Origin of the sequence: Flavonifractor sp. An306, assembly GCF_002159455.1 — a bacterium.
GTDB lineage: Bacteria > Bacillota > Clostridia > Oscillospirales > Oscillospiraceae > Flavonifractor.
In genome coordinates this window covers 1-26,660 of the sequence record NZ_NFIQ01000052.1, presented here as the reverse complement: position 1 = coordinate 26,660, position 26,660 = coordinate 1, and the positions used below count along the sequence as shown (strand labels likewise).

The window sequence follows — 26,660 nt, the reverse complement described above, 5'->3', positions numbered from 1 at the left end:
TGACGTCCCCTTTTTCCCCATTTTTTCTACCCCCTTTTCTTCATCTTACCATGAAAAAAAGTAGACACCCACACTTTTGTGAGTGTCTACTTTCATTTTACAAGTGCAGGATGGCAAAGCCATCCGCCTTGTTTTTTGTTGTAGTCCGCCGCTTAGAAATACTTCTTGACCCCGTCGGTAGCCAGGGAGGCGTCGGCGCTGATGGTGACGGTGAACTTGATGTTGTTCTTCTCGGAGAAGCTGTTGAGCCAATCCAGGAAGTCCTCCACCGCATGGTCGGTGGCCTCGGAGCCCACGATCTTGGTCAGGCTGTCGATGAAAATATGGGTAATGTCATAGTTGCCGGCATACAGGCCGCTGATGAATCCCTTCAGGAAGTCATAGCTGCTCATATCGTAGTGGCTGGCCTCAACCAGACGGATTTTATAGTGAATATCATACGTCAGCTTGGGCCCGCGCTCAATGCAGACGACATTGCCGTTCTCGCTGTGGACAGCGGAATTAATGAGCTCGATCATTTGCTTGGTCTTGCCGGTGCCCTTGACGCCCATGATCACTCTCACCATAGTTATCACTCCTTACTTTGTACGCCGGGACGAGCCCCCGGCCTGGTGCATTTATGTTACCATTTTTGCTTGGGGATTGCAACTGATTTGCTGAAGTTCACAAAAAATTCCCAACCGGCGCCCGGTCTGCTGTCAACCCAGCCGGGCCTCCCCACAGAACCGAGGTTCTGTGGGGGCCCCAAAGATTTCATCTGCTCGGGCGGAATGAATCCGCCCGGCATCAAGGTTTTGCCAAAGGCAAAACGCTTGGTGTGGAGGCCTTACAATCTGGCCTCCAGCTCCGCCTTCTTGTCCTCGTAGCCGGGTTTGCCCAGCAGGGCGTACATATTGTTCTTGTAGGCCGCCCCACAGAACCGAGGTTCTGTGGGGACCCCAAAGATTTCGTCTGCTCGGGCGGAATGAATCCGCCCGACATCAAGGTTTTGCCAAAGGCAAAACACTTGGTGTGGAGGCCTTACAATCTGGCCTCCAGCTCCGCCTTCTTGTCCTCGTAGCCGGGCTTGCCCAGCAGCGCGTACATATTGTTCTTGTAGGCCTCCACGCCGGGCTGGTCAAAGGGGTTGATCTCCAGCAGATAGCCGGACAGGCCGCAGGCATACTCAAAGAAGTAGATGAGCGCGCCCACGCTCCTGGCGTCCCGGCCGGGGGCGGTGACCATCAGGTTGGGCACGCCGCCGTCCACGTGGGCCAGCAGGGTGCCCCGCATGGCCTGCTCAGCCACGAAGGACAGGTCCTTGCCCGCCAGGAAGTTGAGACCGTCCACGTTGTCCGGGTCGTGGGGGATCTCCATGCTGCCCCGGCTCTTTTCAAAGCGCACCACCGTCTCCAGCATGAGCCGCTCGCCCTGCTGGATGTACTGGCCCATGGAGTGCAGGTCGGCGGTAAACTCCACGCTGGCGGGGAACAGGGCTTTGCCCTCCTTGCCCTCGGTCTCGCCGAAGAGCTGCTTCCACCACTCGCCGAAGAACCGGAAGGAGGGCTCGTAGCCCACCAGGATCTCCACCTTCTTGCCGGCGGTGTACAGGGCGTGGCGGGCGGCGGCGTACTGCCAGGCCGGGTTGTCCTGACCGGGAGCGGCCAGGGCGGTCATAGCCTCCTCCGCGCCGGCCATCAGCTCCACGATGTCCACACCGGCGCAGGCGATGGGCAGCAGGCCCACGGCGGTGAGCACGGAGTAGCGGCCGCCCACGGCGTCGGGCACCACGAACTCCTCATAGCCCTCAGCGTCGGCCAGGCCCTTCAGGGCCCCCTTGCGGGCGTCGGTGGTGGCGTAAATGCGCTTGCGGGCCTCCTCCTTGCCGTACTTCTCCTCCAGCAGGTTCTTGAAGATGCGGAAGGCCACGGCGGGCTCGGTGGTGGTGCCCGACTTGGAAATGACGTTGATGGACCAGTCCTTGTCCTTGATGAGGTCAATGACTTCCAGCATGGCGTCTGTGGACAGGCCATTGCCGGCGAAATAGATGGCGGGGCCGTCCTTGTGGGTCAGGTTGAAGTTGGGGGAGTTGACCAGCTCCACCACCGCCCGGGCGCCCAGGTAGGATCCGCCGATGCCGATGACCACCAGGGCCTGGGAATCCTTGCGGATGCGCTCCGCCGCCGCCTGGATGCGGGCAAACTCTTCCTTGTCGTAGTCCCGGGGCAGGTGGACCCAGCCGGTGTAGTCGCCGCCCAGTCCGCTGCCGTTTTCCAGCTTGACCCGGGCGCTGTCCAGAGCGTCCAGCCGGCTGGTCAGCCAGTTTTCCGGAAGAAAGGGAACCGCGTTGGAGGTATCAAATTTGAGCATCATGGTGATGTCACTCCTTCTCTTTTTGGTACAGGGTCTGTACACGCCTATCATACACCCCGCCGGGTCATTTTACCAGAGAAAAAAGGGATGTCCGCCGAAAATCCTTCCGGCTATGCCCTTCTTACCTCCACGGTGTTGTCGTTGAGGGTGGTGGCCGCCCCCAGATCGGACAGCCGGGGGTGGGTCAGGCTGTTGACGGCGTTTGCGCCGGGGTACACCCCCTGGACCACCACCGTTCCCGGAGCCACCGCCCGGTCCAGGGCCAGCGCCCCCTCCATCCGCCCCAGGTCGTTGGAGCAGACCACCCGCTCCCCCGCCCGGAGGCCCAGCCGGGCAGCGTCGGACTGGTTCATCCGCACCGTCCGCTCCCCCCGCATCTGCTGCAGGTCGGGGATCTCGTTGAAGGAGGAATTGAGGGTCTGCATCACCGGGGCGCACACCAGCCGGAAGGGCTCGGGGCCTCCGTGGGGCGGATACCAGGTGATGGGGGCGGGGTCGGCCAGGTGGATCCTCCCGTCCGCCGTCTCCACCGGCAGGGGGAAGGGAGTCTCCAGCACCACCGGCTCCCCCGCCAGCACCCGCTCCTTCTCCCCCGGGGTGAGGGCGGCGCTCCCCTCCACCATCTCCCGGCACAGCTCCCCGGCGCCCCGCTGAAAATGGGGGTCCTCTATCCCCATGGCCCGGGCCAGCAGGGAGAACACCTCCCAGTTGCTCTTCACCTCTCCCGGCGGGGACACCACCGGGCGCACATATTGAATCTGCCGGTAGCCGTAGGGGGTGTACAGGTCCTCGCACTCCACCATGTAGGGGGCGGGGAGGATAATATCGGCGTACTTTGCCGTGTCGGTCATATACCGCTCATGGACCACGGTGAACAGGTCCTGCCGCTCCAGCCCCCGGAGCACCCCGTTCTGATCCGAGAGCACCGAGGCCGGGTTGCAGTGGTAGACGTACAGGCTGTGGATGGGGGTCTTGACCCCCTCCCCCAACAGGGCGGGGCCGATCTGGTTGATGTTCACCTGCTGCCGTCCGGGGCCGGCCAGGTCGGGCCGCTTCATCAGGCTCTTGTCCACCAGATTGGGAGAGGAGCACACCCCATAGGTGCCGCCGCCCTGTTTCGCCCAGGCCCCCACCGCCGCAGGCAGGGCGGCGATGGCGCGGGTGGCCTCTCCCCCGTTGCCGCTGCGTGAGAAGCCGCTGCCCAGGATGATGCAGGGGGCCTTGGCCCTGCCGTACTCTCGGGCCAGGGCCCGGACGGTCTCCGGCTCCAGGCCGGTGATGGCCTGGGTGGCCTCCGGGGTCCAGCGGCCCAGGGTGGCCCGCAGCTCCTCCCAGCCGGTGGTATGGGCGGCCAGGTAGGCCTGGTCGGTGAGCCCCTCGGCGTCCAGCACCTGGAGGAGAGACAGGGCCAGGGCTCCGTCGCTGCCCGGCTTCACCAGGAGGGTCTGGTGGGCGAACATTTCGGTCAGGTTTGCGTACACGTCGATGAGCACCACTTTTGCCCCCCGGTCCCTGGCCTGCCGCAGGAAGGGCACCAGGTGGATCCGGGTGGAGAGCAGGTCGGAGCTCCACACCAAAATGAGGTCACTGTGGGCCACATCCCAGGGGGACAGGTCGCAGGAGGTCCCCATCACCCGCTCCCACCCCGCCGATTTGCCGGAGCTGCACAGGGTACGCACCAGCTCGGCAGCCCCCAGGGCGTGGAAAAATCCGTCTCCGCCGTGGCGCTGTACCGCCCCCATGGTGCCGGCGTAGGAACAGGGCAGAATGGTCTCCGCCCCGTATCGGGCCATGAGTTCCTTCCAGCGGACGGAAATCTCCTCCACCGCCTCGGCCCAGGAGATGGGGGCAAATTTCCCCTCCCCCTTCTCCCCCGTCCGGCGGAGGGGGGTGAGGATGCGGTGGGGGCTGTTCACCGCCTGGGGCAAATGGCGCATTTTGCCGCACACCCTGCCCTGGGTGTAGGGGTTGGCCGGGTCGCCGGTGACGGCGCACACCCGGTCCCCCTGGGTCTCCACCAGCAAGGAGCAGCCGTCGGGGCAGTCGTAGGGACAGGCGGAGCGATAGGTGGACATGGGAAAACCTCCTTGGAAAAAAGGCCGCCCGCGGGCGGCCTTTTGACTCAGTTTTTCAGGCTCTGCAGAGGGGCGGGAATTCTGCCGCCCCGAGCAATGAACGCCTCGGCGCTCTGGGAATGGACGGGCATGACGGGGGCGGAGCCCAGCAGACCGCCGAACTCCACGGTATCCCCCACCACCTTGCCGGGGGCGGGGATAATGCGCACGGCGGTGGTCTTGGAGTTGACCATGCCGATGGCGGCCTCGTCGGCGATGATGGCGGAGATGGTGGCGGCGGAGGTGTCGCCGGGGACGGCGATCATGTCCAGGCCCACCGAGCACACGCAGGTCATGGCCTCCAGCTTGTCCAGGTGGAGCACGCCGGAGTGGGCGGCGGCGATCATGCCCTCGTCCTCACTGACAGGGATGAAGGCGCCGGACAGGCCGCCCACGTGGGAGGAGGCCATGACGCCCCCCTTCTTTACCGCGTCGTTGAGCAGAGCCAGGGCGGCGGTGGTGCCGTGGGTGCCGCAGGTCTCCAGGCCCATCTCCTCCAGGATCCGGGCCACCGAATCTCCGATAGCGGGGGTGGGGGCCAGGGACAGGTCCACAATGCCGAAGGGCACCCCCAGGCGGCGGCTGGCCTCCTGGGCCACCAGCTGACCCATACGGGTCACCCGGAAGGCGGTCTTTTTGACGGTCTCGGCCACCACGTCGAAGGGCATCCCCTTCACTTCCTTCAGGGCGTGGTGAACCACGCCGGGGCCGGAGACCCCCACGTTGATGATACAGTCGGGCTCGCCCACGCCGTGGAAGGCGCCAGCCATGAAGGGGTTGTCCTCCACCGCGTTGCAGAACACCACCAGCTTGGCGCAGCCGAAGCCCCCCTGCTCGGCGGTAAGCTGGGCGCACTCCTTGATGGTGCGGCCCATGACCCCCACGGCGTTCATGTTGATGCCCGCCCGGGTGGAGCCCACGTTGACGGAGGCGCACACCAGCTCGGTGCGGGCCAGGGCCTCGGGGATGGAGGCGATGAGCTTGCGGTCGGCCTGGGTGGCCCCCTTCTGCACCAGGGCGGAGAAGCCGCCGATGAAGTTGACCCCCACCGCCTTGGCGGCCTGGTCCATGGCCACGGCGAAGGGAACGTAGCTGTCGGTTTCGGAGGCGCCGGCCACCAGGGCGATGGGGGTGACCGAAATGCGCTTGTTGACGATGGGGATGCCGAACTCGGCCTCAATGGCCTCTCCGGTGGCCACCAGCCGCTCGGCCCGGCGGGTGATCTTGTCATAGATCTTCCGGCAGGCCACGTTGGGGTCGGGATCGGCGCAGTCCAGCAGGGAGATGCCCATGGTGATGGTGCGCACGTCCAGGTGCTGCTGGTCGATCATGTGGATGGTATCCAGAATTTCCGTTGTATTGATCATGGCAGTCACCCTCAGATGCGATGCATAGCGTTGAAGATGTCCTCCCGCTGGGCGCGGATGGACAGATCCCGCTCCTTGCCCTCCTGCTCCAGCAGGGCGGCCAGCTCGGCGAAGGGCAGATCGCACTGGTTGGCGTCCACCAGCATGACCATGGTGAAATAGTCCTGCAGGATGGTCTGGCTGATGTCCAGAATGTTGACGTTGTGCTGGGCCAGCAGGGCGCATACCGTGGACATGATGCCCACCCGGTCCTTGCCCAGGACGGTGACGATGGCTCTCATACAAAAACTTCCTTTCTCTTTATACCGTGGGATGCAGCTCGTCCAAAGTCAGGCCGAAGGCCGGGAGAAACCGCTCCACAAAGTAGTCCACTTCCGGCAGGCCGTAGCCCTTCAGGGCCTCCAGGGTCTGTTCGGCGGCCTGGCGGAACTCTCCGTTGCCCGCCTTCAGCTCCTCCACGCACTTGAGGTAGGCGGAGAGCTTGTCGGCGGCCTTTACCAGGGCCTGGGTATCCGGGTCGTACTCCTCCCGCACCAGGGGCTGGAAGGCGGGGCGCAGCTCGTCGGGCAGCATGGCCAGCAGCTTGTCGGCGGCCACCTGCTCCACCTGCCGGTAGGCCTCCCGGATGTCGGGGCTGTAGTACTTGATGGGGGTGGGCAGGTCGCCGGTGAGGATCTCCGGCGCGTCGTGGTACAGGGCCGCCGCCGCCGCCAGGCCCGGGTCGGCCGGCTTGCCCAGCACGTCCCGCCGGATCACCGCCAGGGTGTGGGCCAGCACCGCCACCATATGGGAGTGCTCCTGAATATTCTCCTGAAAGGTGTTGCGCATCAGTCCCCAGCGGCTGATATACCGCATCCGGGATAGATAGGCGAAAAAGGGATACAGTCCCTCCATACCGCTCCTCCCCTCTTAAAAAACATATTATTTTACCACAGCCCTCCGGCTCTTGTAAACCGGAACAGAAAAAAGCGCCCCATGGGGGCGCTTTTACGGTTACGGTTTGTTCTGCGTCTCAAAGGCCGCCACGCTCTGCCGGAACTGATTCCCCTCCTCGTCGGTGCCGTGGACCTCCACCCGCACCGGCTTGGACAGGTCCAGGGAAAACAGCCCCATAATGGACTTGGCGTCGATGACGTACCTGCCGGAGCATACATCCACCTCGTAGGGGCAGTAGCTGGCGGCGTTGACAAACTGCCGGACATCCTCAATGGAGGACAGCGACACGCTAAACTCGATCATTGTGGAGCACCTCCTGAAATCCTCTGTACAAGGGCGCCGCCCTTGCTTATAATAGGGTTTACCCCATTATAGACTGACTGGGGGAAAAAATTCAATGGAAATGTCCCGTTTCGGAAAAATTTCCGGCTTTTTTCACAAACACCCGAATGGGACGGAGGAAATCACCATGCGAGTTGCCATTTATACCCTGGGCTGCAAGGTCAACCAGTACGAGACCCAGGCCATGGAGACCGAGCTCACCCGCCGGGGCCACACTCTGGTGCCCTTTGACGGGGCGGCGGAGGCCTATATCGTCAACACCTGCACCGTCACGGCGGTGAGCGACAAGAAATCCCGCCAGATGATCCGCCAGGCCAGAAAGCGCTCCCCCCACGCCATCGTGGCGGTGTGCGGCTGCTACGCCCAGACCGACCCCGCCGCCGTGGAGGGGCTGGGGGTGGACCTGGTGATGGGCACCGCCCACCGGATGGAGTTTCTGGACCGGCTGGAGGCTCTGAGCCCCGACGGCGGACAGGTGGTGGAGGTGGACGACGCCCTCCGCCGCCGGGACTACGAGCATCTGCCCGCCGGCGGGCTGGAGGGCCGCACCCGGGCCATGCTGAAGGTGGAGGACGGCTGTGTCAACTTCTGCACCTACTGCATCATCCCCTACGCCAGAGGGCCCATCCGCTCCCTCCCTCTGGAGGAGGCTGCCGCCGAGGCCGCCCGGATGGCGGGCGAGGGGTATCGGGAGATCGTGCTCACCGGCATCGAGCTCTCCTCCTGGGGCCGGGATCTGCCGGACAAGCCCCACCCCATCCAGCTCATCGAGGCGGTGTGCGCCGCCGCGCCGGGCTGCCGGGTGCGCCTGGGCTCTCTGGAGCCCCGCACCATTACGGAGGATTTCTGCCGCCGGGGGGCCGCCCTGCCCAACCTGTGCCCCCATTTCCACCTGTCCATGCAGTCGGGCTGCGACAGCGTGTTAAAACGGATGAACCGGAAATATGATACCGCCCGGTATTATGAAAGCGTGAAATTACTCCGGGACCACTTTGACCGCCCCGGTATCACCACCGACCTCATCGTTGGCTTCCCCGGGGAGACCGAGGAGGAGTTTTCTCAGACGCTGGATTTCATCCAGACCTGCGCCTTTTCTGCCATGCACATTTTCCCCTACTCCCGCCGCACCGGCACCCCCGCCGCCGCCATGCCAGGTCAGGTGCCCAACGCCGTGAAGGAGGAGCGGGCCCACCGGGCGGGGGCTGTGGCCCGCGAAATGCACCGGGCCTGGCTGGAGCGCTGGGTGGGTCAGACCCTGCCGGTGCTCTTCGAGGAGGATAAGGACGGGCTGTGGCGGGGCCACGCCCCCAACTATACCGAGGTGTTCGTACCCGGCTCAGGATTGCACAATGTGGTCCGGGAGGTAACCATAACAGGCCTTCAGGGCGAAGGCCTGTTGGGTGTCCTCAGCCCTTCCGGTGGGGCAGACGGGCTTTGAGGGCCGCCTGCCAGGCGTCCAGCCGCTCCCGGGGGAGCAGCCAGTTGATCAGAAGGGACATGACCACCCCCACGCCGGTGTCCAGCATCCGGTTGAGGGAGTAGGAGATGTAGTTGTCCGAGCCAATGTTGAACAGCAGCAGGCAGAGCACCACGCCGCCGGGCTGCACCGCCCCCACCCAGAAGATCTGGGCCAGGACGATGAGGATCACCACCCCCACGAACAGCAGGGGCACCAGCAGCAGGTGGTTGTCCCCCTCGGGATAGAAGATCAGATAAATGCGGTAGAGAAAAATCCCCAGAAAACCACCGATGATGGTACCGAACAGCCGGTTGCCCCCGTGGAGCTTGGAGTGCTCCATATTGGCCCCCATGCCGAAGATGGCGCCGATACAGGCAAAGGCGGGGTTTCGGTCCAGAAAATAGTAGATCAGGGCGCAAAGGGAGGCGGAGAGGGCGGTCTTGAGGTTGCGCAGTCCGATATGGACGGCGGGCTTTTGGGGGCTTCTTTCACAGCAATCACACTCCTGGGTGCAGTTACCATTAAGATACCACAAATCAAGCTCTTTTTCCACATAGTCTGATCCAAATGTGGAAAACCGGGCCAATTACTTGGAGGAATGACATGAGCCGGGCAGACCAGCTGTTTATTGAAAATTGCAAGGAGATTCTCTCCCACGGGGTATGGGACACCGACCTGCCGGTGCGTCCCCGGTGGGACGACGGCGCCCCCGCCCACACGGTGAAGAAATTCGGCATCGTCAACCGCTACGACCTGCGGGAGGAGTTCCCCGTGCAGACCATCCGCAAAATGGCCTTTCAGAGCGCCCTGGACGAGCTGCTGTGGATCTGGCAGAAGAAGTCCAGCAACATCCACGACCTGAGCAGCCACATCTGGGACGCCTGGGCGGACGAGACCGGCTCCATCGGCAAGGCCTACGGCTACCAGCTGGGGGTGAAGCACCAGTACCCCGAGGGGGAGTTTGACCAGGTGGACCGGGTGCTCTACGACCTGAAGCACAACCCCGCCTCCCGGCGGATCCTCACCAGCCTGTACAACCACCACGACCTGCATGAGATGGCCCTCTACCCCTGCGCCTGGTCGGTGACCTTCAACGTCAGTGGAAAAACCCTCAACGCCGTCCTCAACCAGCGGTCCCAGGACATGCTCACCGCCAACGGCTGGAATGTAATGCAGTACGCCGCCCTGGTCCACATGCTGGCCCAGGTGTCGGGGCTGGAGGCGGGGGAGCTGGTCCACGTCATCGCCGACGCCCACATCTACGACCGCCACGTGCCGGTGGTGGAGGAGCTTATCTCCCGGGCCCCCTATGAGGCCCCCAGGCTGTGGCTGGACCCGCAGATCACCGACTTCTACGCCTTCACCAAGACCAGCCTGAAGCTGGAGGGCTACCGGTTCCACACCCTGGACCAGCCCATTCCGGTGGCGGTATAACAGGAGGGGTTTTTATGAACGTCATTGCTGCGGTGGATCAGAACTGGGCCATCGGAAAAGACGGGGATCAGCTGTGCTACCTCTCCGCCGACCTGAAGCGGTTCCAGGCCCTCACCACCGGACACGCCGTTATCCTGGGCCGCAAGACCCTGGCCACCTTTCCCGGCGGCCGTCCGCTGAAAAACCGGCGGAACCTGGTGCTGTCCCGGACCCCCTCCTTTGCCCCGGAGGGGGCGGAGGTGTTCCGGGACCTGGACAGCCTGTTGGCCGCCGCCCCGGCGGATGCCTTCGTCATCGGCGGAGAGCGCGTGTACCGGGCTCTGCTGCCCTGGTGCCGCCGGGCCTACATCACCAAGATCCACCACGCCTGGCCGGCCGATACCTTTTTCCCCACCCTGGACGGGGATCCCGCCTGGCGGCTGGCGGCGGAGGAGCCGCCCCTGGAGCAGGACGGGCTGGTCTTTCACTATGTCACCTATGAAAGGGTGTGAGCACATGTATCTGGAGGAAATTTCCGCTTATCATCCCCAGACCCAGCAGGAGGCTGGGGACAAGGAGATGATCCTGGCCTATCTCCGCCAGTTTCCCCACGACATCTTGGGCCGGGAGAACAAAATCGCCCACCTCACCAGCTCCGGCTTTGTGGTGAACGCCGACGGCACCAAGGTACTGATGGCCCACCACAACCTCTACAAAGTGTGGGCCTGGACCGGCGGCCACGCCGACGGCGACCCGGACCTGCTGGCGGTGGCTTTGCGGGAGGCCCGGGAGGAGACGGGGGCGGTCCACGTCAGGCCGTTGAGCCCCGCCATCGCCTCTCTGGACATTCTGCCGGTGTGGGGCCATGTGAAGCGGGGGGCGTGGGTGCCCTCCCACCAGCACCTGAACGTGACCTATCTGCTGACGGCGGACGAGGCCGACCCGCTCCAGATCCGGCCGGAGGAGAACACCCGGGTGGGCTGGCTGCCGGCGGACAGGCTGCTGGAATACACCAACGAGTGGCAGATGGACGAGGTGTACACCAAGCTGCTGGCCCGGGCCAGGGCATTGCTGAAGGGGGAAACCCAATAAAAAGGAGGAGCTCCGGCAGGAGCTCCTCCTTTTTTGCATGGGTCAGTTCTGTCCCAGGTAGTTGGCCATAAGCTGGGCCACCTCCGCTCGGGTGGCGGTGCCCTGGGGATTCAGCGCGCCGCCGGAGCCCTGGATCAGGCCTTGGCCGCAGGCCCACTCCATGGCGGAGCGGGCGTAATCGGAGACCGCTTCGCCGTCCTGGTAGGCGGACAGGTCCCCGCCCGCCGTCACGTCCCCGCCCTGGGACTGGACATAGCGGCAGAGCATGGTAACCAGCTGCTCCCGGGTGATGGGGTCACCGGGGCCAAAGACGCCGCCGCCGTAGCCGCCGGCCACCCCGTTGGCCGCCGCCCAGTTCACCCCGTCGGCATACCAGGCATCGGCGGCCACATCGGTGAACGGGGCGCCCGTGCCGGACTGGGCGGGCTGGCCCGCCAGCCGGTAGAGCATGGTGACCAGCATCCCACGGGTCAGGTTCTGGTCGGGGCTGAAGGCGCCGTCGCCGGTGCCGGTCATGAGCCCCTTCTCATACACGTAGCGCACCGCGTCGGCGTACCAGGCGCCCTCTGCCACGTCCCCGAAGGGCAGCGGCTGAGGCTGGGGCTCCGGCTCCTCCACCGCCTGGAACACGGCTTTTACCGTCACCTTAGAGCCGGGCATGACAAAGGTGAACTTCCCCTCTCCCTTGTCGGTGAGGGCCACCGTCTTGCCGTCCTTGTCGGTGACGGTGAGGGAGGCCAGCTCATACCCCTGGTCGGGGGTGACGGTGAGGGTAACGGTAGTACCCTTGGCGGCGCTTTTGGGGGAAAGGGTGACCGAGCCGTGGTCCGCCGCCTCCACTGTGGCGCCGTAATAGGTGGTGGCGGTGGAGCCGCCGCCTCCGCCGCTGCTGCTGCCGCCTCCGCCGCCGGAGGGCTGCCGGGCCGTCCAGTGGGCGTAAATGGTGGTGTCGGCGGTAAACACGTAGGTCTGGTTGACCTGCATGCCGCCCGTTCCCTGCGTAAACCAGCCGTTGAAGTCATGGTCGGTCCGGGTGGGGGTGGGCAGCGCCTGGGTCAGCTTGCCGTCCTCGCCGGTGGTGAGGGTGGTGGGGCTCACCGTGCCGCCCGTGGGGTCCAGGGTGACGGTAAAGAAGGGCTCATATTCGGCAAAGACAAAGGGGCTGAGCCGGTTGACGGTAAACCGGGCCATCCACTGGCTGCCGTCCTGGAAGCAGTAGGGGGTAATCAAATCCCTGGTCACGCCGTCGTCATGGAAGTGCAGGATCTGCAGCTTGGTATGGTCAATGCCGGCGGGCACCGGCATGGTGATCTGGATGGGCACCAGCAGCGTGCCGTCGGGATTGGTGGCTACCGTATCCCCCAGGGACAGGTCCATCTGCACATAGTCCCGGTAGGTGTTGGGAATCTCCAGCTCCTTGGGCGGGTTGGAGAAGGTGAGGGTGGGGGGCGTGGTCAGATCCTTGGCGTTCAGCCCAGCCCCGGCCACCGTGACCCGGGTGGTATCCACGTCGATATGATACGTGGGGTCAACGGCCACGTCGGCCGTCAAACCCAGCTTTTCCTCCAGCTCCCGGAGCTGGGCGGCCACGCCGGTACCCGCCTGATCTGCGGAGAGGGACTCCTCCAGCTTTTTCTGGTCCAGCGCCCGCACCGCATCAATGGCGGCCTGTTTTGCGCTCTCATCCGGGCTGGAGCCCAGGTCTGTGAGGATATCCTCCAGGCTGCCGGCAATCTCCCCTGTGGTGCCCGACACCGTCCGGGGCTGGCTCCACGCCGACCACTCGCTGTGATATTTCTGCGTGAGGTCCCAGGAGATCACCCGGATACGGAACACATAGTCCCCCGGGCCATACCGGGTCACCCGATCGTTGAATCGCTCCAGGAAGGTGGCATTTCCGCTGCTCTGGGCGTACTGGGCAGAATCTCCCTTGTACCCGATGTACATGTAAGAGCCGTCCTCCTGGACCTTGGCAAACTGGATGAATAGATTTGCGTTTTCCGCCAGAACCGCATCCTCCAGGGTGTAGGCAAAATTGGCCCCATCCCAGTCCACCCCGGTGGGCACGGCATAGGAAACGCCGGGATTGGTGTACTGGTATACCGCAGTGGTGGCGGGCTCGCTGTCGGTATAGGTGGCTCCGTCGTCGCCCAGATAGGTGACGGTGGCGGTATAGGACCCGGTTGGCATCTGCTCCTCCGTATACCAGCCCACATAGATCTCCTGGACGGATCTGGTATACCCGCCAAACCCGTCGCTGTAGGTCTCAACGACCTGACCGGTGCCCGTGTTTGTGATTTCCACCTGATAGTCGGGCATGATATCCTGGGGGATGTTTTTCAGCACCACCTGCCCGGCCTTGAACTTCCTGCCGTCCAGCTCGGTGTCCTGGGTCAGCCACTCCACCTCCGGGGTGGGCAGCTTGGACGCCGCGGCAGCCGCCGGCAGGGCGGGCGTCAGGGTGAGCAGCATGGCCGGAACCAGGGCCGCGCTGTACCATCGTTTACGCATACGCTCTCCTCCTTATCGGAAAATATGGTTACAGGCAGTATAGCACGGCTCACCTTCATTTTCCATATGCTGGATGCATAGTAAGGCAAAAAACCGCCTGTCCAGCCCTGGGGGGACCAGGCGGACAGGCGGTTTTTGCTCAACCCATACCGCCCACGCGTTTGGTGGCGGTGTGGTAGATGGGCTTCCACTCCACCTTGCGCACCAGCGCGGCGATGGAGATGGGGATGTAAGTAAACATGAAAATGGGGAAGGTAAACACATACCCCAGCTTCTTGAGGGCGGGGGCCTGGATGTGCTTCCACTCGGACAGCACGGTACACAGTCCATAGAGCAGCAGGCCCAGGTAGAAGTTGCCCAGGGAGGAGCCGATGAAGCCCACGGTCTCGTGGATCACCCGGGCGGCCAGATAGGCGGGCTGGGTGAGGCAGGCGGCCAGGACCACGGCGTTGAACAGGATCATGGCCAGGGTGAGCAGCATGCCGGGGGCCACGGTGACGAACATATCGTAGCAGGAGGTGCCCAGCCGGCCGGGGCGGAGCATGCCTTTGAGCAGGGGCACGGTGTACTCCCGGTCCACCTGATAAAATCCCTTGGACCAGCGCAGCCGCTGATCCCAGGACTGGCGGAAGGTCACCGGCTGCTCGTCGTAGATCACGGCGCTGTCGCAGTAGCCGATGCGTTTGCCCCGGATGGCGCAGTCCACGGAGAACTGGATGTCCTCGGTGAGCAGATGGAAGGGCCAGCCGCCGTTCTCCTCGATGACCTTGGCGGACACCAGAAAGCCTGTGCCCGACACGTGGCAGTTGGTACCCAGCAGGGTGCGGGGGAAGTTGAGGAACCGGGCCTCCCGCAAAAACCAGATGGAATATCCGGCGGAGATCCAGTTGTCCCCGAAGTTTTTGGAGTTGCGGTAGCAGGTCACCGCGTCATAGCCCTTGTCGAAGGTGCGGTTCATCTCCCGCACAAAGTTGGGGTCCACCAGATTGTCCGCGTCAAAGACAAAATAGCCGTCATAGCAGTCCTTGCCCTCCTCCTTCAGCTGGCGGAAGAGGTAGTCCATGGCGTAGCCCTTGCCCTTGTGAATGGGGTCCCGCCGCTCATACACGAAGGCTCCCGCCTTCCGGGCGGCCCCGGCGGTGTCGTCGGTGCAGTTGTCCGCCACCACGTACAGGTCCAGCAGCTCCTGGGGATAGTTTTGTTTTCGGAGACTGTCCAGCAGCTCGCCGATCACCTGTTCCTCATTGCGGGCGGAGACCACCACCGCAAAGCGGTGGAGCCGGCTGGGCTCATGGCGGTCCTTATGCCTGCGCAGCAGCAGGCCCACCACCAGATAAAAGCCCTGGTATAGATACAGCAGGGTAAACAGCAGCACAATGCTCCAGTTCAGCCCTTTGACAAATTCCAAAATAGACATTGTATTGTGTTCCTCCGTTATACTGTGAAAGCCAAACGAACCGTCAAAAAGGTGGGACCTTTTTTCCGTGGAGCCTATCATACCATCTTTTTAAAATATTACAAGAGTGTTACACACCAATTAACAGAACATTAAGAGAAAGTTTTTATTTCTTTTACACAAATGTAAGAAAGAGCGCAGCCTCATCCAGTGCCTCCATGGATTGGCAGAGGATCAGCCGCATAGAAAATCGGGCTGGGGCAAAGCTATGTTCGGATCGCTGATCCACAACCAAAACACGTAAGGAGATGCAAAGCGTATGTCTAACACTAACAGCAATCAGCCCGTGGTTTCCAGCGCTCGTGAGGCTCTGAACAAGTTCAAGATGGAGGCCGCTCAGGAAGTGGGCGTCAACCTGAAGCAGGGTTACAACGGCGACCTGACCAGCCGTGAGGCCGGCTCCGTGGGCGGCCAGATGGTCAAGAAGATGATCCAGGCCTACGAGAACGGCATGCAGTAACCTCATTCCCTGATCAATCCCGGGCGCGGGGCGGAGCATTGCTCCGCCCCGCGCCATTTTTGTCCCCGGCCCGCTGGAACGCTTGTATTTTGCCCGCCGGACAGATATAATAAGGCGTACACCATTTATATGCGCCGATGCAGGCACCAAATTGCAAAGGAGACATTCCTATGTCAAATATTTGGCATGACATTAACCCCGCCCGGATCCAGCCGGAGGACTTCATCGCCGTCATCGAAATCCCCAAGGGCAGCAAGAAAAAGTATGAGCTGGACAAGGAGACCGGCCTCATCATTCTGGACCGGGTGCTCCACACCTCCACCCACTATCCCGCCAACTACGGCTTCATTCCCCGGACCTACGGCGACGACGGAGACCCGCTGGACGTACTGGTGCTGTGCTCCGAGGCCATGGATCCCCTGACCCTGGTGCGCTGCTACCCGGTGGGCTACATTTCCATGCTGGACGGCGGGAAAAACGACGAGAAGATCATCGCCATTCCCTTCTCCGACCCCACCTATAACGCCTATCAGGACCTGATGGAACTGCCCCCCCACATTTTTGACGAAATGGCCCACTTCTTCTCGGTGTACAAAGCCCTGGAGGGCAAGGAGGCGGTGGCCGGCGACGTAAACGGCCGCCAGGACGCCATCCGGGTCATCCGCCAGGCCATGGACCACTATGTGGAGTGCTTTTTGGGCGGCCCGGCCCGGCCGTCGGGACAGCCCAGCTCGGACCGCTGAACCTGATGAAATATTAAGGGAAACTTAATGGCTTTTTTCCCTATTTTGGTTTCCCTGTGTGGTACAATCAGCCTGTACAAATGAAAGTTTGATGGAGAGAGGAAATTCCCTATGAACCAACCATACGATTGCCTGGTCATCGGCGCGGGCATGGCGGGAGCCGTGGCCGCCCGGGAGCTGGCGGAGCGGGGCGGCAAACAGGTCCTGGTGCTGGAGCGCCGGAACCATGTGGGCGGCAACGCTTACGACCATTTTGACCAGGACGGCGTGCTGATCCACCAGTACGGCCCCCACATTTTCCACACCAACAACAGGCGGGTATTCGACTATCTTTCCCGCTTTACCGCCTGGCGCAACTATCAGCACCAGGTAGTGGCCAACATCCCCGCGGCGGACGGCCGGCAGGAGCTGCCGGTGCCCTTCAACCTGGTATCGCTCCGGGCGGCCTTTCCGCCGGAGCAGGCCGCCGCTCTGGAGCAAAAGCTGCTGGAGACCTACGGCGCGGAGCGGAAGGTCACCATTCTGGAGCTGCGGGAGAGCTCCGATCCGGACCTGCGGGCATTGGCCGACTTTGTATACGACCATGTGTTTGTCCGCTACACCATGAAGCAGTGGGGGCAGAAGCCGGAGGAGATCGATCCGGCCACCACCGCCCGGGTGCCGGTGTTCCTGTCGGAGGACTGCCGGTATTTTCAGGACATTCACCAGGGCATGCCGCTGGAGGGCTATACCCCCATGTTCCAGCGGCTGCTGGACCACCCCAACCTGACGGTGGAGACCGGGGTGGACGCCTCCGCCCGCCTGACCCTGGAGGATGGGCGCATCCTGCTGGACGGGGAAGCCTTTGAGGGGCTGGTGCTCTACACCGGGGCGGTGGACGAGCTGTTCGGCTGCCGGTACGGGCGTCTGCCCTACCGCACCCTGGACTTCACCTTTGAGACCTATGCTCAGGACTTCTGGCAGAGCCACGGCACGGTGAACTACACCATGGACCAGGATTACACCCGCATTACCGAGTTCAAATACCTCACCGGGCAGGAGCTGCCCGGCGTCACCACCATTATGAAGGAGTACGCCCGGTCCTACACCGGCGCCGCCGGAGAGGTGCCCTACTACGCGGTGATCAATCCGGAGAACAACGCCCTCTATGCCCAATACCAGGCGGAGGCCGCCCGCTATCCCAACCTCCGTTTGCTGGGCCGTCTGGCGGAATACAAGTACTACAACATGGACGCCATCGCCGCCAGGGCGCTGGAGCTGTGTGACGAACTGCTGAAATGAGGAAAGAACACATGTCAAAGCTCATCACATTTGCCGTACCCTGCTACAACTCGGCGGCCTACATGGACCACTGCGTCCGCACCCTGCTCACCGGCGGGGAGGATATCGAGATCATTCTGGTGGACGACGGCTCCACCAAGGACGACACCCCCGCCATCTGTGACAAATACGCGGCGGACTATCCCAACATCGTCAAGGCCATCCACCAGGAGAACAGCGGCCACGGCGAAGGGGTCAACCAGGGCCTGCGCAACGCCACAGGGCTGTATTACAAGGTGGTGGACTCCGACGACTGGCTGGACGAGGCGGCCCTGGCCGCCGCTCTGGACAAGCTGCGGGAGTTTGCCGCCATGGAGCGGCCGGTGGATATGCTCATCGCCAACTACGTGTACGAACACGTGGAGGACAACACCCAAAAGGTCATGCGGTACACCAACGTATTTCCCGAGGGGCGGGTCTTTACCTGGAACGAGATCGGCCGGTTCCGCCCCTCCCAGTATCTGCTGATGCATTCGGTAATCTACCGCACCCAACTGCTGCGGGACTGCCACCTGGAGCTGCCCAAGCACACCTTCTATGTGGACAATATTTTTGTATACCAGCCCCTGCCGGCAGTCAAGAGCATGTACTATATGGACATCGACCTCTACCGCTACTTCATCGGCCGGGCGGACCAGTCGGTAAACGAAAAGGTGATGGTCACCCGGGTGGACCAGCAGGTGCGGGTCACCAAGCTGATGATCCAGAGCCACGCCCTCACCGGCCTGTACTACACCCAGCGGAAGCTGGCCCAGTATATGGTCAACTACCTCTCCATGATGATGACCATATCCTCCATCTTCCTCATCATCGACGGCTCTCCCGAGGCGCTGGGCAAAAAGACCGAGCTGTGGGAATTCCTCCGGGCCAACAACCCCAAGCTCTACCACAAGCTGAAATACCGCTCCCTGTCCTTCGTGGGCAACATCCCCGGCTATCAGGGCCGGAAGCTGTCGGTGCGGCTGTACCGGCTGGCCCGGAAAATCTACAAATTCAACTGAAAAGGAGGCGCCGCAGATGCGGCGCCTCCTTTTGTTTTTCCATGTATTACAGCCGGGCCACACCCTGGGCGCGGGCGGTGGCCGCCACCGCCTGGGCCACGGTGGCCGACACGCTCTTATCCAGCGGGGAGGGCAGGATGTACGCGGGGTTCAGCCGGTTGTCCGGCACCAGGGCGGCCAGGGCCCTGGCGGCGGCCACCTTCATCTCCTCGGTGATCTCCCTGGCCCGGACGGTCAGGGCACCCTTGAATACTCCAGGGAACACCAGCACGTTGTTGATCTGGTTGGGGAAGTCGGACCGGCCGGTGCCCACCACCGCCGCCCCGCCACGTTTGGCCTCGTCGGGCATGATCTCCGGGGTGGGATTGGCCATGGCAAACACAATGCCGTCTTTCATGGTGGACACCATCTCCGCCGTCACCAGGTTGGGCCGGGACACCCCTACAAAGGCGTCCGCGCCCTTGAGTGCGTCGGCCAGGGAGCCGCGCTCCCGGTTGGTGTTGGTGATGCGGGCAATCTCCTCCTGGCCGGGATTGAGCCCCTGATCCCCGGCGCAGATAATGCCGTTGATATCGCACATGACCACGTTGCCAAAGCCCATGGAGAGCAGCAGCTTGCCGATGGCGATACCGGCGGCGCCGGCGCCGTTGATGACAATTTTCATCTCTGAGGCAATCTTTCCAGTTACCCGGGCAGCGTTGAGCATGGCGGAGGCCACCACGATGGCGGTACCGTGCTGGTCGTCGTGAAAGACCGGGATATCGCACCGCTCCTTCAGCCGCCGCTCCACCTCAAAGCAGCGGGGGGCGGCGATATCCTCCAGGTTGATGCCCCCGAAGCTCTTGGAAATCAGGTAGATCGTCTCCACCAACTGGTCCACATCCTGGGTATCCACGCAGATGGGGAAGGCGTCCACCCCGGCGAACTCCTTGAACAGGGCGCACTTGCCCTCCATCACCGGCATGGCGGCGGCGGGGCCGATGTCCCCCAGACCCAGCACGGCGGAGCCGTCGGTGACCACCGCCACAAGATTCCCCCGCCGGGTGAGCCGGAAGGAGGCGTCATAGTCTTTCTGGATGGCCAGGCAGGGCTCGGCCACGCCGGGGGTGTACATCAGGGAGAGGTCCTCCCGGGTCTCAATGGGCTTGCGGGCCACCACTTCGATCTTGCCCCTCAGCTGCTGATGCAGCTCCAGGGCCTGCTGCTTCAAATCCATAAATCCGCTCCTTTTCCCGCTCTGGCATGTTGCTTCTTTGTGGATTATTATACACCTGCCCTGGTCCCAATTGCCACCCAGCATACTAGCCAAAATTCCTCCGTTTTCCCGGGGGCGGAACGGTCACAGCATCAGCGCCAGACACCAGCACAGCGTGGCGCCCACCGCCCCCGCCGCGGCGTACACCGGGCCGGGCACCCGCCGCCACGCCTTGCTCCACCGGGTATTTTTCCGCAGATAGCCGTCGGCCGCCCGCTGGGCCTCCTGCAGCACCTCCTCTGCCGTTACGCCCTTTTTGAAGGCGTCCTCCTTCACAATAAAGATAGCCTGCTCAAAAAAGCGGGGATCGGGGGTCCGCACCACGATTACCTGACGGGATACGCCTTGCACCACAACGCCACATCCTTTCCTAGTTTCTTCCAGTATGTCCCCTCCTGTCCCGCCTTATTCCAGACCATGGCATAGATTGCCGCTCATAACCCCGCCCGCCCCGCCGTACACTAATTCCAGTCAGAAAGGGAGGCAGATGGATGAGCAGCAAACGACGCAAGCTGATCGGGGCTCTGGCCCTGGTCTTTCTTCTGAATATCGCCCTTATCTCCCTGGCCCAGTACGCCCAGGCGGTGACCTACCGGCAGGGCTCCACCGGGGAGCAGGTACGGATCATTCAGAGCAAGCTGAAAAACTGGGGCTACTACGACGGCACGGTAGACGGCATCTTCGGCAGCCGCACCGCCGAGGCGGTGAAGTATTTCCAGCGCAAGAACGGTCTGACGGCGGACGGCATTGTGGGCCCGGCCACCCTGCGGGCCCTGGGGATGTCCACCGGTGGCGGCAGCGGCAGCAGCAGCCAGTCGGCCAGCCTGGACCTGCTGGCCCGGGTGATCTCCGCCGAGGCCCGGGGGGAGCCCTACAGCGGCCAGGTGGCGGTGGGGGCGGTAATCCTCAACCGGGTGGAGCACCCCTCCTTCCCCAACACCATCGCGGGGGTGGTCTACCAGCCCGGCGCCTTTACCTGCATGGTGGACGGGCAGTTCAACGAGCCGGTGGCGGAGTCGGCGGTGCGGGCGGCCCAGGAGGCTCTCAACGGCGCCGACCCCAGCGGCGGGGCCATCTACTATTTTAACCCCAACACCGCCACCAGTGCCTGGATCTGGAGCCGGCCGCTGATCAAGGTCATCGGCAACCACCGCTTCTGCTCCTGACGCTCACAATGGATACGCCCCCTCCGCCATGGCGGAGGGGGCGTATTGATGCCGGTCAGGTCTCCATATGGCGGCCCAGGAAACCGGCGATGGTCTGGGCCAGCTTGTAGTCGGTTTCATCGCTGGTCTGTTCGGGGTCGCTGGTGACAAAGAGCACGCAGCCCAGCACGTCCCCCTCCGACAGAATGGGGGCGGCGCAGATGGCCAGATACTTGTCGCTGTCCTCACATACCGGAACAGGGGTATCGCCGGTCTGCACCTGATAGATCTGCCGGCCCTCCATGATCTGCTCCAGATCGGAGGAAATCCGCTTGTCGGTCAGCTCCCGCTTGGCGGTGCCGGCCACCGCGATGCAGGCGTCCCGGTCGGTGATGACCGCGATCTTGCCGGTGGTCTTGTTCAGGGTCTCGCACATCTGCCCGGCGAAATCCCCCAGGCCGCCCATCAGGGAATACTTTTTGAAAATGACGCCGCCATCCTTATCTGTATAAATCTCCAGCGGGTCGCCGTCACTGATAACATTGGCATGGAACACCTTGTCCGGATGGTTGCTGGACCTCTGGACCAGGACGACGGGTGAGATATGCCCCATGCCCGCCTTAAAATTTGCCCCGTCCTCCTCCGGCAGAGTGCCGCAGCGGAGCAGGCTGTCAATGTCGGCCTTCAGCTGGATCTCCAGGTGGTCCTCGTAGACCTGGATCCTCTCAATGATGAGCTGGAGATCCTGCCGGTCCAGGTGCTCCTTGTGGAGGATGTCGTCAAAGACCTCCAGAGCGGTCTTGGCCACCCGGTTCACCTGGAGAATGGTATTGCGCTTGTCGGTGGCCATCCGCAGCTGGTTCTGGACCCCCTCGGTCCGGCGCAGCAGATCAGCCTCCAGCTCGTCGTAGGTCTCCTCCAGGATCTCCTCCTGATCCGGGTGTTTCATCAGGTCCCGCACCCGCTGGCGCTTGGTGGCCTTCAGCTCCTCCTGGAGGTCGGCCAAAATCTCCTCCAGATTGGCGGCGGAGCGCTCGGTCTCCTCCACGTCCTCCCGCTCGCGGGACAGGTCCTCGTTGAGCCGGTTCAGCATGGCGGCGGAGCCCTCCTTCACCTTTTCCACATAGGCCTTCAGCAGCTGGTCCAGCTTGTCCACCCGGATGTGGTGGCTGGTGCAGCCGGACAGCCCCCGGCGGTGATAGGTGCCGCAGGTGTAGGCCGGGCGCAGGTCGGAGCGGCTCATGGCGAACATGGGGGCGCCGCAGTCCCCGCAGGTCAGAAGCCCGGAGTAGACGTTGTCGTTTTTCTTCTGCCCCCGGTAGTTGGAACGGGTGCGCTGCTGCCGCAGGGCCCGGGTGGTGGCGAAGGTACGGTAGTCGATGATGGGCTGGTGGTGGTTTTCAATGACGATCTGCTCCAGCTCGTCCCGCCTGATATCCTTGCCGTTGATCTTGGCCCGGGTGTACTTGCCCTGCCGCAGGGTGCCGATGTAAAAGTCGTTGTCCAGAATCCCCTGCACCGTCACGATAGCCCAGGCGGCCTTGGCCTCCCGGCGGCAGGTCTCCCCGGCGGCCTCCCGCCGCAGCTGCTCCGACATACGGGGGGTGGGCACCCCTTCACCGGTGAGGTGGTTGGCGATCTTCTTGTATCCCCACCCCTGGTCGTTGTACAGGCGGAAGATGGTGCGTATGATCTCCGCCTCGGTGGGCACCACCTCAAATTGCTTCTGCTTGTTCAGGATGTACCCGTAGGGGGCGGCACACAGCCACGCTCCGTCCTGCTGGCGGCGGCGCACCACCGAGCGCACCTTCTTGCTGGTGTCGGTCACCGGCATCTCGTTGATGAGGAACTGGAACTGGATCTTCAGCCAGTCATCGTCGTTGGGGAAGTCGATGCTGTCCCCGATGGAGATGATCCGCACCCCGGCGTCCCGCAGATCCTCCAGCTCCACCAGGCCCCGGCTGTTGCGGCGGGAGAATCGGGAGAAATCTTTGACGATAAGGATGTCATATTTGTGGCTCATCAGGCCCTTCCGCATGGCCTGGTAACCCTCCCGCTGCTCGAAGGTGTAGCCGGACCGATCCCGGTCCTCATAGAAGGTGAGGGTACTGCTTGGGAATTTGGCTTTCACAAAATCCTCAATAATAGCTTTCTGGTTCTCAATGGACACGTTGTCCCGGTCCAGTTCATCGTCCACCGAGATACGGGTGTAGCCCGCGATATCAAATTTCTCGATCACAGGTCATCTCCCCTTAACAATATAGTTCATTTTCCATTTTCCTTATTCAGATAACATTGTATATTGATTGTTGCGAAATTGCAAGTGGAAATGAAAAGAAAGGGGGAGGCGATTTCCTGCCTCCCCCCTATTCTCACATGGTCACGGCCTGCTGCTCCTGACGCTGCTCCAAGACTTCCATTTCCGCCTGCCGCCGTCGGTTGTAGAGCAGTAGGTCCCGGGTCTGCTGGTACAGCTCCTCCTCCCCAGACAGAAACACCGCCACCAGATAGTTCTGCGCCTTGTATGTTTGATAGAGCGGTTTCAGCGATTCCCAAAATGCGGCATCCTCCTTTTCTGCTCTGTTCAGCCAGAGTTCCACGATCTTGCTCTCTTCCCTTACTGCTATGCGCAATGGGCTATCATCTCCTCTCCCCTATTTTCCTCTGTACACAGGAAAATATTCACATAGTCTGCTGCCACGTCTGTTTTTCCTCATGATCGCCCTCCCTGTGCCCGAGGGCGATCTTCTTTTTCTGTTCCCGGCGGAGCGTTTTGCTGTCGGTGTGCTGGGGCATGGTGGTAGCATCCCTCACGGGATCAGCATTTTGACCGCGCTCCAGAGTGCGGCCAAGCCGGACCAGAGCGCCCGCAAGACCACCATGCCCACCATGGTCCCCAGCAAAATCAGGGCCAGCCATACCAGCACGGACAGCGCGGTGCTCAGACTGGGCGGCGAAACAGAACGCTCTTTCCGCTCCCCAGCCTGTTGCAGCATCGCCCGGATCTGGGCCGCATCCTCCGCCAGTGCCTCCAGCTGCGCCTGACCGGGACAGGTCTCCCGCAGAAGGGCTGTGTGCCGTTCCAGGTTCTCCAGGGCCTTGCCCTGCTCCGCCGTCACCCGATACAAGGCGCTGATCATCATCAGCAGATTGTCCCACTCCTCCCTGTTGGGACAGGTCTGCGGAGCGTTCCTCTGCTTCAACTCCTCCATGGGCAAACGCTGCCCGGATTCTGAATTCATGTTCCATGACCTCCTTAGTGTACTTTCCATCGTGAAGTCGGTCATCCCGGCATTTCATACCTGTCGGTGTGGTGTAGGTAATGCTCTTGCGGCCATCCGTCCAACGCACCTGATATCCCTCGCGCTCCATCAGGGCGAGAAATTCCGCTTTGGTTGAGGCGTATTTCATGCACCGGTCGATGGTGTTCATGAGCCGGAACTTCCAGCTCTCACCCTTTGCAGCGGAGCGGTATTCCCGCGTGCTCAATCCCCAGGCCCGTTTCGGCCGCTGCCTGGGCAGAACAGAAAGGCCGTGCTTCATGCAGAGCCCGTCAGAGATGGCGCGCAGCTTATGCAGCGTGTCCGGCCCCTGGCGGAGCATCTTTCCCGCCCCAGGGCAAACCGCATTGACAACGAAATGCGAGTGGACATGCTCAGTATCCGTGTGGGTGGCGATGAGCACCTCGCTGTCCGGCCAAGCCTGCTCCGCAAACTCCCGCGCCACCTGGTGGGCCAATGCCCCGGTGAGCTGCTCCTCCGGCGCAAAGGACTGGACATAGTGGTAGAACCAAACCGGGCTGTTTTTCCGGTGCATCTGCCGGGTGGCAAGAAACTCCTGGGCAGCCAGCCGTGGTGTGCAGTTCTGTCCGCTTACCAACTGACTGCCGTCCTCTTGTTGGGTTTTGTATTTCTGCGATACATAGTCCGCCACACCGTGAAGCGCTCCGGCGGACTGCCGCTGGTATTTGATAAAAGTGACGGTTGCCATCAGCTTCGCTCCTGCTCCGCCAGCTCCCGCAGCTTAAGATAGATCTGACTGAGCGCCTGCCACGCATCCCCCAGACACACCTCCTTGATCCTGCCCATGTTGCACAGTACCGTCAGCTGATTGAGGCTGCGCCCGATGCCCTTGAGTTCATGAGTGATCTCCCGCAGCCCGTCCACCACCACGACACGGTGCCGCAGCGCAGCAGCCCTTACATAAGCACTCACGGACATCTGGGCAGTATCCGCCTTGGACACAATCGTTTCATACTGCTCCGGTGTTAGCCGGAGGGTGATCCGAATTTCTTTCTTCTGCTTCATACCGCACCTCCGTTCTCAAAGTGGGCGCGGGCTTCTGCCCGCATCACGCCGGTTTTCCGGCGGGGCCAAGTCCGACAAAGTCGGACGAAGGCTCTGCTTGCCCTCGTCGGAAGCGCCTGCGCATCCGTCGCTTCCGCCCGAGGTCGAACGCACCCTCGCTCCGTGCTTCCTCCTCTCCACGGCGAAACCGTTTCGCTGGGGACCCGTTACGGAGAGGAATCCACATCCCGCGGCCTTTCCGCAGGGTCGATCGTGCCGGTTTCCGGGGCCCCGGCCACATCGTCACTTTCGGCACAGCAGAGCTCTATGATCCGCCTGCCGTTGCTCCGCCGGCTGACCGCCGTAATCCCGTTCTCCTTTAGGGCCCCAATGCTTTACAGGATCATACGGGATACTTTCTTTGGCGTGATGCCCTCCCTTCCGTCAGGGTCGATCTTCTGGGACAGCTCTGTGGGAGTGCCGATCCATTCAGATTGCTCCTTCAGTAAATCAGAGAGAAGAGATACCATACCGATCTCCACGCCCTCCGGCTGCTCCCTGCTGTCCGACACCAGCTCCCATACGTTGTTCTCACCCCACCGCAGCTCCAGCTCCCGGTAGTCGATATCCCGGCCCACACAGGTCAGTCTGGCTCTGCCGCTGCCCCGCTTCTCCTCCACCAGGGTGAAGCTGGAATCCACCGCACCGCTGATGGCGGTGGTGCCGGAAATCCGGTAGAACACGTCCTCCGCCTTCTCCTTCCGCAGGTGATGAATGAGCAGGATGGCAATACCGCGCTTGTCCGCCAACCGTTTCGACACCGACAGGTCCCGGTAGTCGTTGGCATAGGTGGTGTCATGCACCGGACGGATCATTTGCAGCGTGTCGATAATGACCAGCGTGGTGTCCGGATGCTCCGACAAAAATGCCTCCATCTGTTCTTCCAGCCCCTGACCGATGATGGAGCACTCGGTGCAGAAGTGAACGCTGTCCGGCGCGTCCTCGGTGATTTCAAACAAGCGGTTCTGGATGCGGAGGACGGAATCTTCCAGGCAGAGATAGAGGGTAGTCCCCTGCCTGGTGGACAGGTTCCAGATCCTTTCCCCCTTAGCTACCGCCACCGCCAGCCACAACGCCAGCCAGGACTTGCCCACCTTGGGGGATCCCGCCAGGATGTGCAGGCCCTGCGCGACCAGGGTATCCACCACAAAGCGGACGGGTTGAAGGGGCTGGGACATCAGCGCGGCGCCATCCACCGTTTTCAGCAGTCCCATATGTTTCACTCCCTTCGATATTATTTGAATACGCCGCCTGAAACGGTGCCCTTAGACCGCACGAATGGTGCACTCAGACCGCTGAAATGGTGCATGGTCACCGCAGTCATGGTGCATTGACAGGATGGCCACTA

Annotated in this window: 26 protein-coding genes and 1 pseudogene; 9 read left to right on the top strand and 18 right to left on the bottom strand. The window is 62.4% G+C overall.

Translation table 11 applies throughout. From position 1 onward, the window contains the following. Positions 1-152: 152 nt before the first annotated feature. From B5F88_RS13130 to B5F88_RS13095, 7 genes are all read right to left on the bottom strand, one after another. The gene (locus B5F88_RS13130) at positions 153-566 is read right to left on the bottom strand and encodes a hypothetical protein (protein WP_087346888.1); all 414 of its coding nucleotides are present in this window, start codon (positions 564-566) and stop codon (positions 153-155) included. Positions 567-1,020: 454 nt separating this feature from the next. After that, positions 1,021-2,349, bottom strand: a complete 1,329-nt coding sequence (locus tag B5F88_RS13120; protein ID WP_087346903.1) for a glucose-6-phosphate isomerase — start codon at positions 2,347-2,349, stop codon at positions 1,021-1,023. Between the two features lie 113 nt (positions 2,350-2,462). Next, on the bottom strand, positions 2,463-4,427 hold the full coding sequence (locus B5F88_RS13115) for a molybdopterin-dependent oxidoreductase (protein WP_087346882.1): 1,965 nt from the start codon (positions 4,425-4,427) through the stop codon (positions 2,463-2,465). Between the two features lie 47 nt (positions 4,428-4,474). Beyond that, on the bottom strand, positions 4,475-5,833 hold the full coding sequence (locus tag B5F88_RS13110) for a PFL family protein (RefSeq protein ID WP_087346900.1): 1,359 nt from the start codon (positions 5,831-5,833) through the stop codon (positions 4,475-4,477). A gap of 11 nt (positions 5,834-5,844) precedes the next feature. After that, the gene (locus B5F88_RS13105) at positions 5,845-6,114 is read right to left on the bottom strand and encodes an ACT domain-containing protein (RefSeq protein ID WP_087346879.1); all 270 of its coding nucleotides are present in this window, start codon (positions 6,112-6,114) and stop codon (positions 5,845-5,847) included. Between the two features lie 19 nt (positions 6,115-6,133). Continuing rightward, the gene (gene yfbR / locus B5F88_RS13100) at positions 6,134-6,727 is read right to left on the bottom strand and encodes a 5'-deoxynucleotidase (RefSeq protein WP_087346876.1); all 594 of its coding nucleotides are present in this window, start codon (positions 6,725-6,727) and stop codon (positions 6,134-6,136) included. 99 nt (positions 6,728-6,826) lie between these two features. Then, a complete protein-coding gene (locus B5F88_RS13095; RefSeq protein WP_087346873.1) occupies positions 6,827-7,072 on the bottom strand; it encodes an HPr family phosphocarrier protein in 246 nt (81 codons plus the stop codon). A 166-nt stretch (positions 7,073-7,238) separates the two neighbouring features. On the opposite strand from B5F88_RS13095, the gene mtaB reads away from it, so the two are divergent. Further along, positions 7,239-8,549: a tRNA (N(6)-L-threonylcarbamoyladenosine(37)-C(2))-methylthiotransferase MtaB gene (gene mtaB, locus B5F88_RS13090; protein WP_087346897.1), complete on the top strand. Its 1,311-nt coding sequence runs from the start codon at positions 7,239-7,241 to the stop codon at positions 8,547-8,549. Here the strand turns inward: mtaB and B5F88_RS13085 are convergent. Beyond that, the gene (locus tag B5F88_RS13085) at positions 8,518-9,123 is read right to left on the bottom strand and encodes an aromatic acid exporter family protein (RefSeq protein ID WP_242959787.1); all 606 of its coding nucleotides are present in this window, start codon (positions 9,121-9,123) and stop codon (positions 8,518-8,520) included. The genes mtaB and B5F88_RS13085 overlap by 32 nt on opposite strands. A gap of 50 nt (positions 9,124-9,173) precedes the next feature. Between B5F88_RS13085 and thyA the strand changes: the two genes are divergently transcribed. The 3 genes from thyA to B5F88_RS13070 are packed head-to-tail and all read left to right on the top strand — an operon-like array spanning position 9,174 to position 11,075. After that, positions 9,174-10,004 carry a thymidylate synthase gene (gene thyA, locus B5F88_RS13080; RefSeq protein WP_087346870.1) on the top strand — a complete coding sequence of 277 codons (831 nt, stop codon included), beginning with the start codon at positions 9,174-9,176 and terminating at the stop codon, positions 10,002-10,004. A gap of 14 nt (positions 10,005-10,018) precedes the next feature. Further along, positions 10,019-10,495 (top strand): dihydrofolate reductase, encoded by a 477-nt coding sequence (locus B5F88_RS13075; protein ID WP_087346867.1) that lies wholly within the window; start codon positions 10,019-10,021, stop codon positions 10,493-10,495. 4 nt (positions 10,496-10,499) lie between these two features. After that, complete coding sequence (locus B5F88_RS13070) at positions 10,500-11,075, top strand: NUDIX hydrolase (protein WP_087346863.1); 576 nt, start codon at positions 10,500-10,502, stop codon at positions 11,073-11,075. A 42-nt stretch (positions 11,076-11,117) separates the two neighbouring features. On the opposite strand, the gene B5F88_RS13065 is transcribed toward B5F88_RS13070, so the two are convergent. Together B5F88_RS13065 and B5F88_RS13060 are read right to left on the bottom strand one after the other, a co-directional pair. Then, positions 11,118-13,586, bottom strand: coding sequence for an S-layer homology domain-containing protein (locus tag B5F88_RS13065; RefSeq protein WP_087346860.1), 2,469 nt, complete (start codon positions 13,584-13,586; stop codon positions 11,118-11,120). A gap of 139 nt (positions 13,587-13,725) precedes the next feature. Continuing rightward, positions 13,726-15,003, bottom strand: a complete 1,278-nt coding sequence (locus tag B5F88_RS13060) for a glycosyltransferase family 2 protein (RefSeq protein WP_087346857.1) — start codon at positions 15,001-15,003, stop codon at positions 13,726-13,728. A 298-nt stretch (positions 15,004-15,301) separates the two neighbouring features. Here B5F88_RS13060 and B5F88_RS13055 point away from each other — a divergent pair, with 298 nt between their 5' ends. From B5F88_RS13055 to B5F88_RS13040, 4 genes are all read left to right on the top strand, one after another. Beyond that, positions 15,302-15,502, top strand: coding sequence for an alpha/beta-type small acid-soluble spore protein (locus B5F88_RS13055; RefSeq protein WP_087346855.1), 201 nt, complete (start codon positions 15,302-15,304; stop codon positions 15,500-15,502). Between the two features lie 170 nt (positions 15,503-15,672). Continuing rightward, entirely contained in the window at positions 15,673-16,245 is a 573-nt protein-coding gene (locus B5F88_RS13050) for an inorganic diphosphatase (protein ID WP_087346852.1), read from the top strand. Between the two features lie 111 nt (positions 16,246-16,356). Next, positions 16,357-17,526 carry a UDP-galactopyranose mutase gene (gene glf / locus B5F88_RS13045; RefSeq protein WP_087346849.1) on the top strand — a complete coding sequence of 390 codons (1,170 nt, stop codon included), beginning with the start codon at positions 16,357-16,359 and terminating at the stop codon, positions 17,524-17,526. 11 nt (positions 17,527-17,537) lie between these two features. Then, positions 17,538-18,566 (top strand): glycosyltransferase family 2 protein, encoded by a 1,029-nt coding sequence (locus B5F88_RS13040; RefSeq protein ID WP_087346846.1) that lies wholly within the window; start codon positions 17,538-17,540, stop codon positions 18,564-18,566. 46 nt (positions 18,567-18,612) lie between these two features. Here B5F88_RS13040 and B5F88_RS13035 read toward each other — a convergent pair whose 3' ends face one another. Beyond that, complete coding sequence (locus B5F88_RS13035) at positions 18,613-19,782, bottom strand: NADP-dependent malic enzyme (RefSeq protein ID WP_087346843.1); 1,170 nt, start codon at positions 19,780-19,782, stop codon at positions 18,613-18,615. A 123-nt stretch (positions 19,783-19,905) separates the two neighbouring features. Next, positions 19,906-20,175 (bottom strand): translation initiation factor 2, encoded by a 270-nt coding sequence (locus B5F88_RS13030; protein WP_087346840.1) that lies wholly within the window; start codon positions 20,173-20,175, stop codon positions 19,906-19,908. A 137-nt stretch (positions 20,176-20,312) separates the two neighbouring features. Between B5F88_RS13030 and sleB the strand changes: the two genes are divergently transcribed. Continuing rightward, complete coding sequence (sleB, locus tag B5F88_RS13025) at positions 20,313-20,987, top strand: spore cortex-lytic enzyme (RefSeq protein WP_087346837.1); 675 nt, start codon at positions 20,313-20,315, stop codon at positions 20,985-20,987. Positions 20,988-21,042: 55 nt separating this feature from the next. Here the strand turns inward: sleB and B5F88_RS13020 are convergent, their stop codons facing one another. The 6 genes and pseudogenes from B5F88_RS13020 to B5F88_RS13000 form a co-directional block, all read right to left on the bottom strand. Then, positions 21,043-23,205: a stage V sporulation T C-terminal domain-containing protein gene (locus B5F88_RS13020; protein ID WP_087346834.1), complete on the bottom strand. Its 2,163-nt coding sequence runs from the start codon at positions 23,203-23,205 to the stop codon at positions 21,043-21,045. Positions 23,206-23,338: 133 nt separating this feature from the next. Beyond that, a complete protein-coding gene (locus B5F88_RS13015) occupies positions 23,339-23,599 on the bottom strand; it encodes a hypothetical protein (protein ID WP_087346831.1) in 261 nt (86 codons plus the stop codon). Positions 23,600-23,776: 177 nt separating this feature from the next. Continuing rightward, complete coding sequence (locus B5F88_RS21500) at positions 23,777-24,208, bottom strand: hypothetical protein (protein ID WP_242959789.1); 432 nt, start codon at positions 24,206-24,208, stop codon at positions 23,777-23,779. A 49-nt stretch (positions 24,209-24,257) separates the two neighbouring features. Next, a pseudogene (locus B5F88_RS21495) lies at positions 24,258-24,956 on the bottom strand (relaxase/mobilization nuclease domain-containing protein); the annotation flags it as partial. After that, positions 24,956-25,273 (bottom strand): plasmid mobilization relaxosome protein MobC, encoded by a 318-nt coding sequence (gene mobC, locus B5F88_RS13005; RefSeq protein ID WP_242959786.1) that lies wholly within the window; start codon positions 25,271-25,273, stop codon positions 24,956-24,958. The gene mobC and the pseudogene B5F88_RS21495, both read right to left, overlap by 1 nt. Before the next feature lie 374 nt (positions 25,274-25,647). Continuing rightward, positions 25,648-26,526: an AAA family ATPase gene (locus B5F88_RS13000; RefSeq protein WP_204246239.1), complete on the bottom strand. Its 879-nt coding sequence runs from the start codon at positions 26,524-26,526 to the stop codon at positions 25,648-25,650. Positions 26,527-26,660 lie beyond the last annotated feature (134 nt).

What these genes read in the sequence shown, in the direction of transcription:
- B5F88_RS13130 (WP_087346888.1), bottom strand. Translation starts at nt 566, where the DNA reads ATGGTGAGAGTGATCATGGGCGTCAAGGGCACCGGCAAGACCAAGCAA.
- B5F88_RS13120 (WP_087346903.1), bottom strand. Translation starts at nt 2,349, where the DNA reads ATGCTCAAATTTGATACCTCCAACGCGGTTCCCTTTCTTCCGGAAAAC.
- B5F88_RS13115 (WP_087346882.1), bottom strand. Translation starts at nt 4,427, where the DNA reads ATGTCCACCTATCGCTCCGCCTGTCCCTACGACTGCCCCGACGGCTGC.
- B5F88_RS13110 (WP_087346900.1), bottom strand. Translation starts at nt 5,833, where the DNA reads ATGATCAATACAACGGAAATTCTGGATACCATCCACATGATCGACCAG.
- B5F88_RS13105 (WP_087346879.1), bottom strand. Translation starts at nt 6,114, where the DNA reads ATGAGAGCCATCGTCACCGTCCTGGGCAAGGACCGGGTGGGCATCATG.
- yfbR (WP_087346876.1), bottom strand. Translation starts at nt 6,727, where the DNA reads ATGGAGGGACTGTATCCCTTTTTCGCCTATCTATCCCGGATGCGGTAT.
- B5F88_RS13095 (WP_087346873.1), bottom strand. Translation starts at nt 7,072, where the DNA reads ATGATCGAGTTTAGCGTGTCGCTGTCCTCCATTGAGGATGTCCGGCAG.
- mtaB (WP_087346897.1), top strand. Translation starts at nt 7,239, where the DNA reads ATGCGAGTTGCCATTTATACCCTGGGCTGCAAGGTCAACCAGTACGAG.
- thyA (WP_087346870.1), top strand. Translation starts at nt 9,174, where the DNA reads ATGAGCCGGGCAGACCAGCTGTTTATTGAAAATTGCAAGGAGATTCTC.
- B5F88_RS13075 (WP_087346867.1), top strand. Translation starts at nt 10,019, where the DNA reads ATGAACGTCATTGCTGCGGTGGATCAGAACTGGGCCATCGGAAAAGAC.
- B5F88_RS13070 (WP_087346863.1), top strand. Translation starts at nt 10,500, where the DNA reads ATGTATCTGGAGGAAATTTCCGCTTATCATCCCCAGACCCAGCAGGAG.
- B5F88_RS13065 (WP_087346860.1), bottom strand. Translation starts at nt 13,586, where the DNA reads ATGCGTAAACGATGGTACAGCGCGGCCCTGGTTCCGGCCATGCTGCTC.
- B5F88_RS13060 (WP_087346857.1), bottom strand. Translation starts at nt 15,003, where the DNA reads ATGTCTATTTTGGAATTTGTCAAAGGGCTGAACTGGAGCATTGTGCTG.
- B5F88_RS13055 (WP_087346855.1), top strand. Translation starts at nt 15,302, where the DNA reads ATGTCTAACACTAACAGCAATCAGCCCGTGGTTTCCAGCGCTCGTGAG.
- B5F88_RS13050 (WP_087346852.1), top strand. Translation starts at nt 15,673, where the DNA reads ATGTCAAATATTTGGCATGACATTAACCCCGCCCGGATCCAGCCGGAG.
- glf (WP_087346849.1), top strand. Translation starts at nt 16,357, where the DNA reads ATGAACCAACCATACGATTGCCTGGTCATCGGCGCGGGCATGGCGGGA.
- B5F88_RS13040 (WP_087346846.1), top strand. Translation starts at nt 17,538, where the DNA reads ATGTCAAAGCTCATCACATTTGCCGTACCCTGCTACAACTCGGCGGCC.
- B5F88_RS13035 (WP_087346843.1), bottom strand. Translation starts at nt 19,782, where the DNA reads ATGGATTTGAAGCAGCAGGCCCTGGAGCTGCATCAGCAGCTGAGGGGC.
- sleB (WP_087346837.1), top strand. Translation starts at nt 20,313, where the DNA reads ATGAGCAGCAAACGACGCAAGCTGATCGGGGCTCTGGCCCTGGTCTTT.
- B5F88_RS21500 (WP_242959789.1), bottom strand. Translation starts at nt 24,208, where the DNA reads ATGAATTCAGAATCCGGGCAGCGTTTGCCCATGGAGGAGTTGAAGCAG.
- mobC (WP_242959786.1), bottom strand. Translation starts at nt 25,273, where the DNA reads ATGAAGCAGAAGAAAGAAATTCGGATCACCCTCCGGCTAACACCGGAG.
- B5F88_RS13000 (WP_204246239.1), bottom strand. Translation starts at nt 26,526, where the DNA reads ATGGGACTGCTGAAAACGGTGGATGGCGCCGCGCTGATGTCCCAGCCC.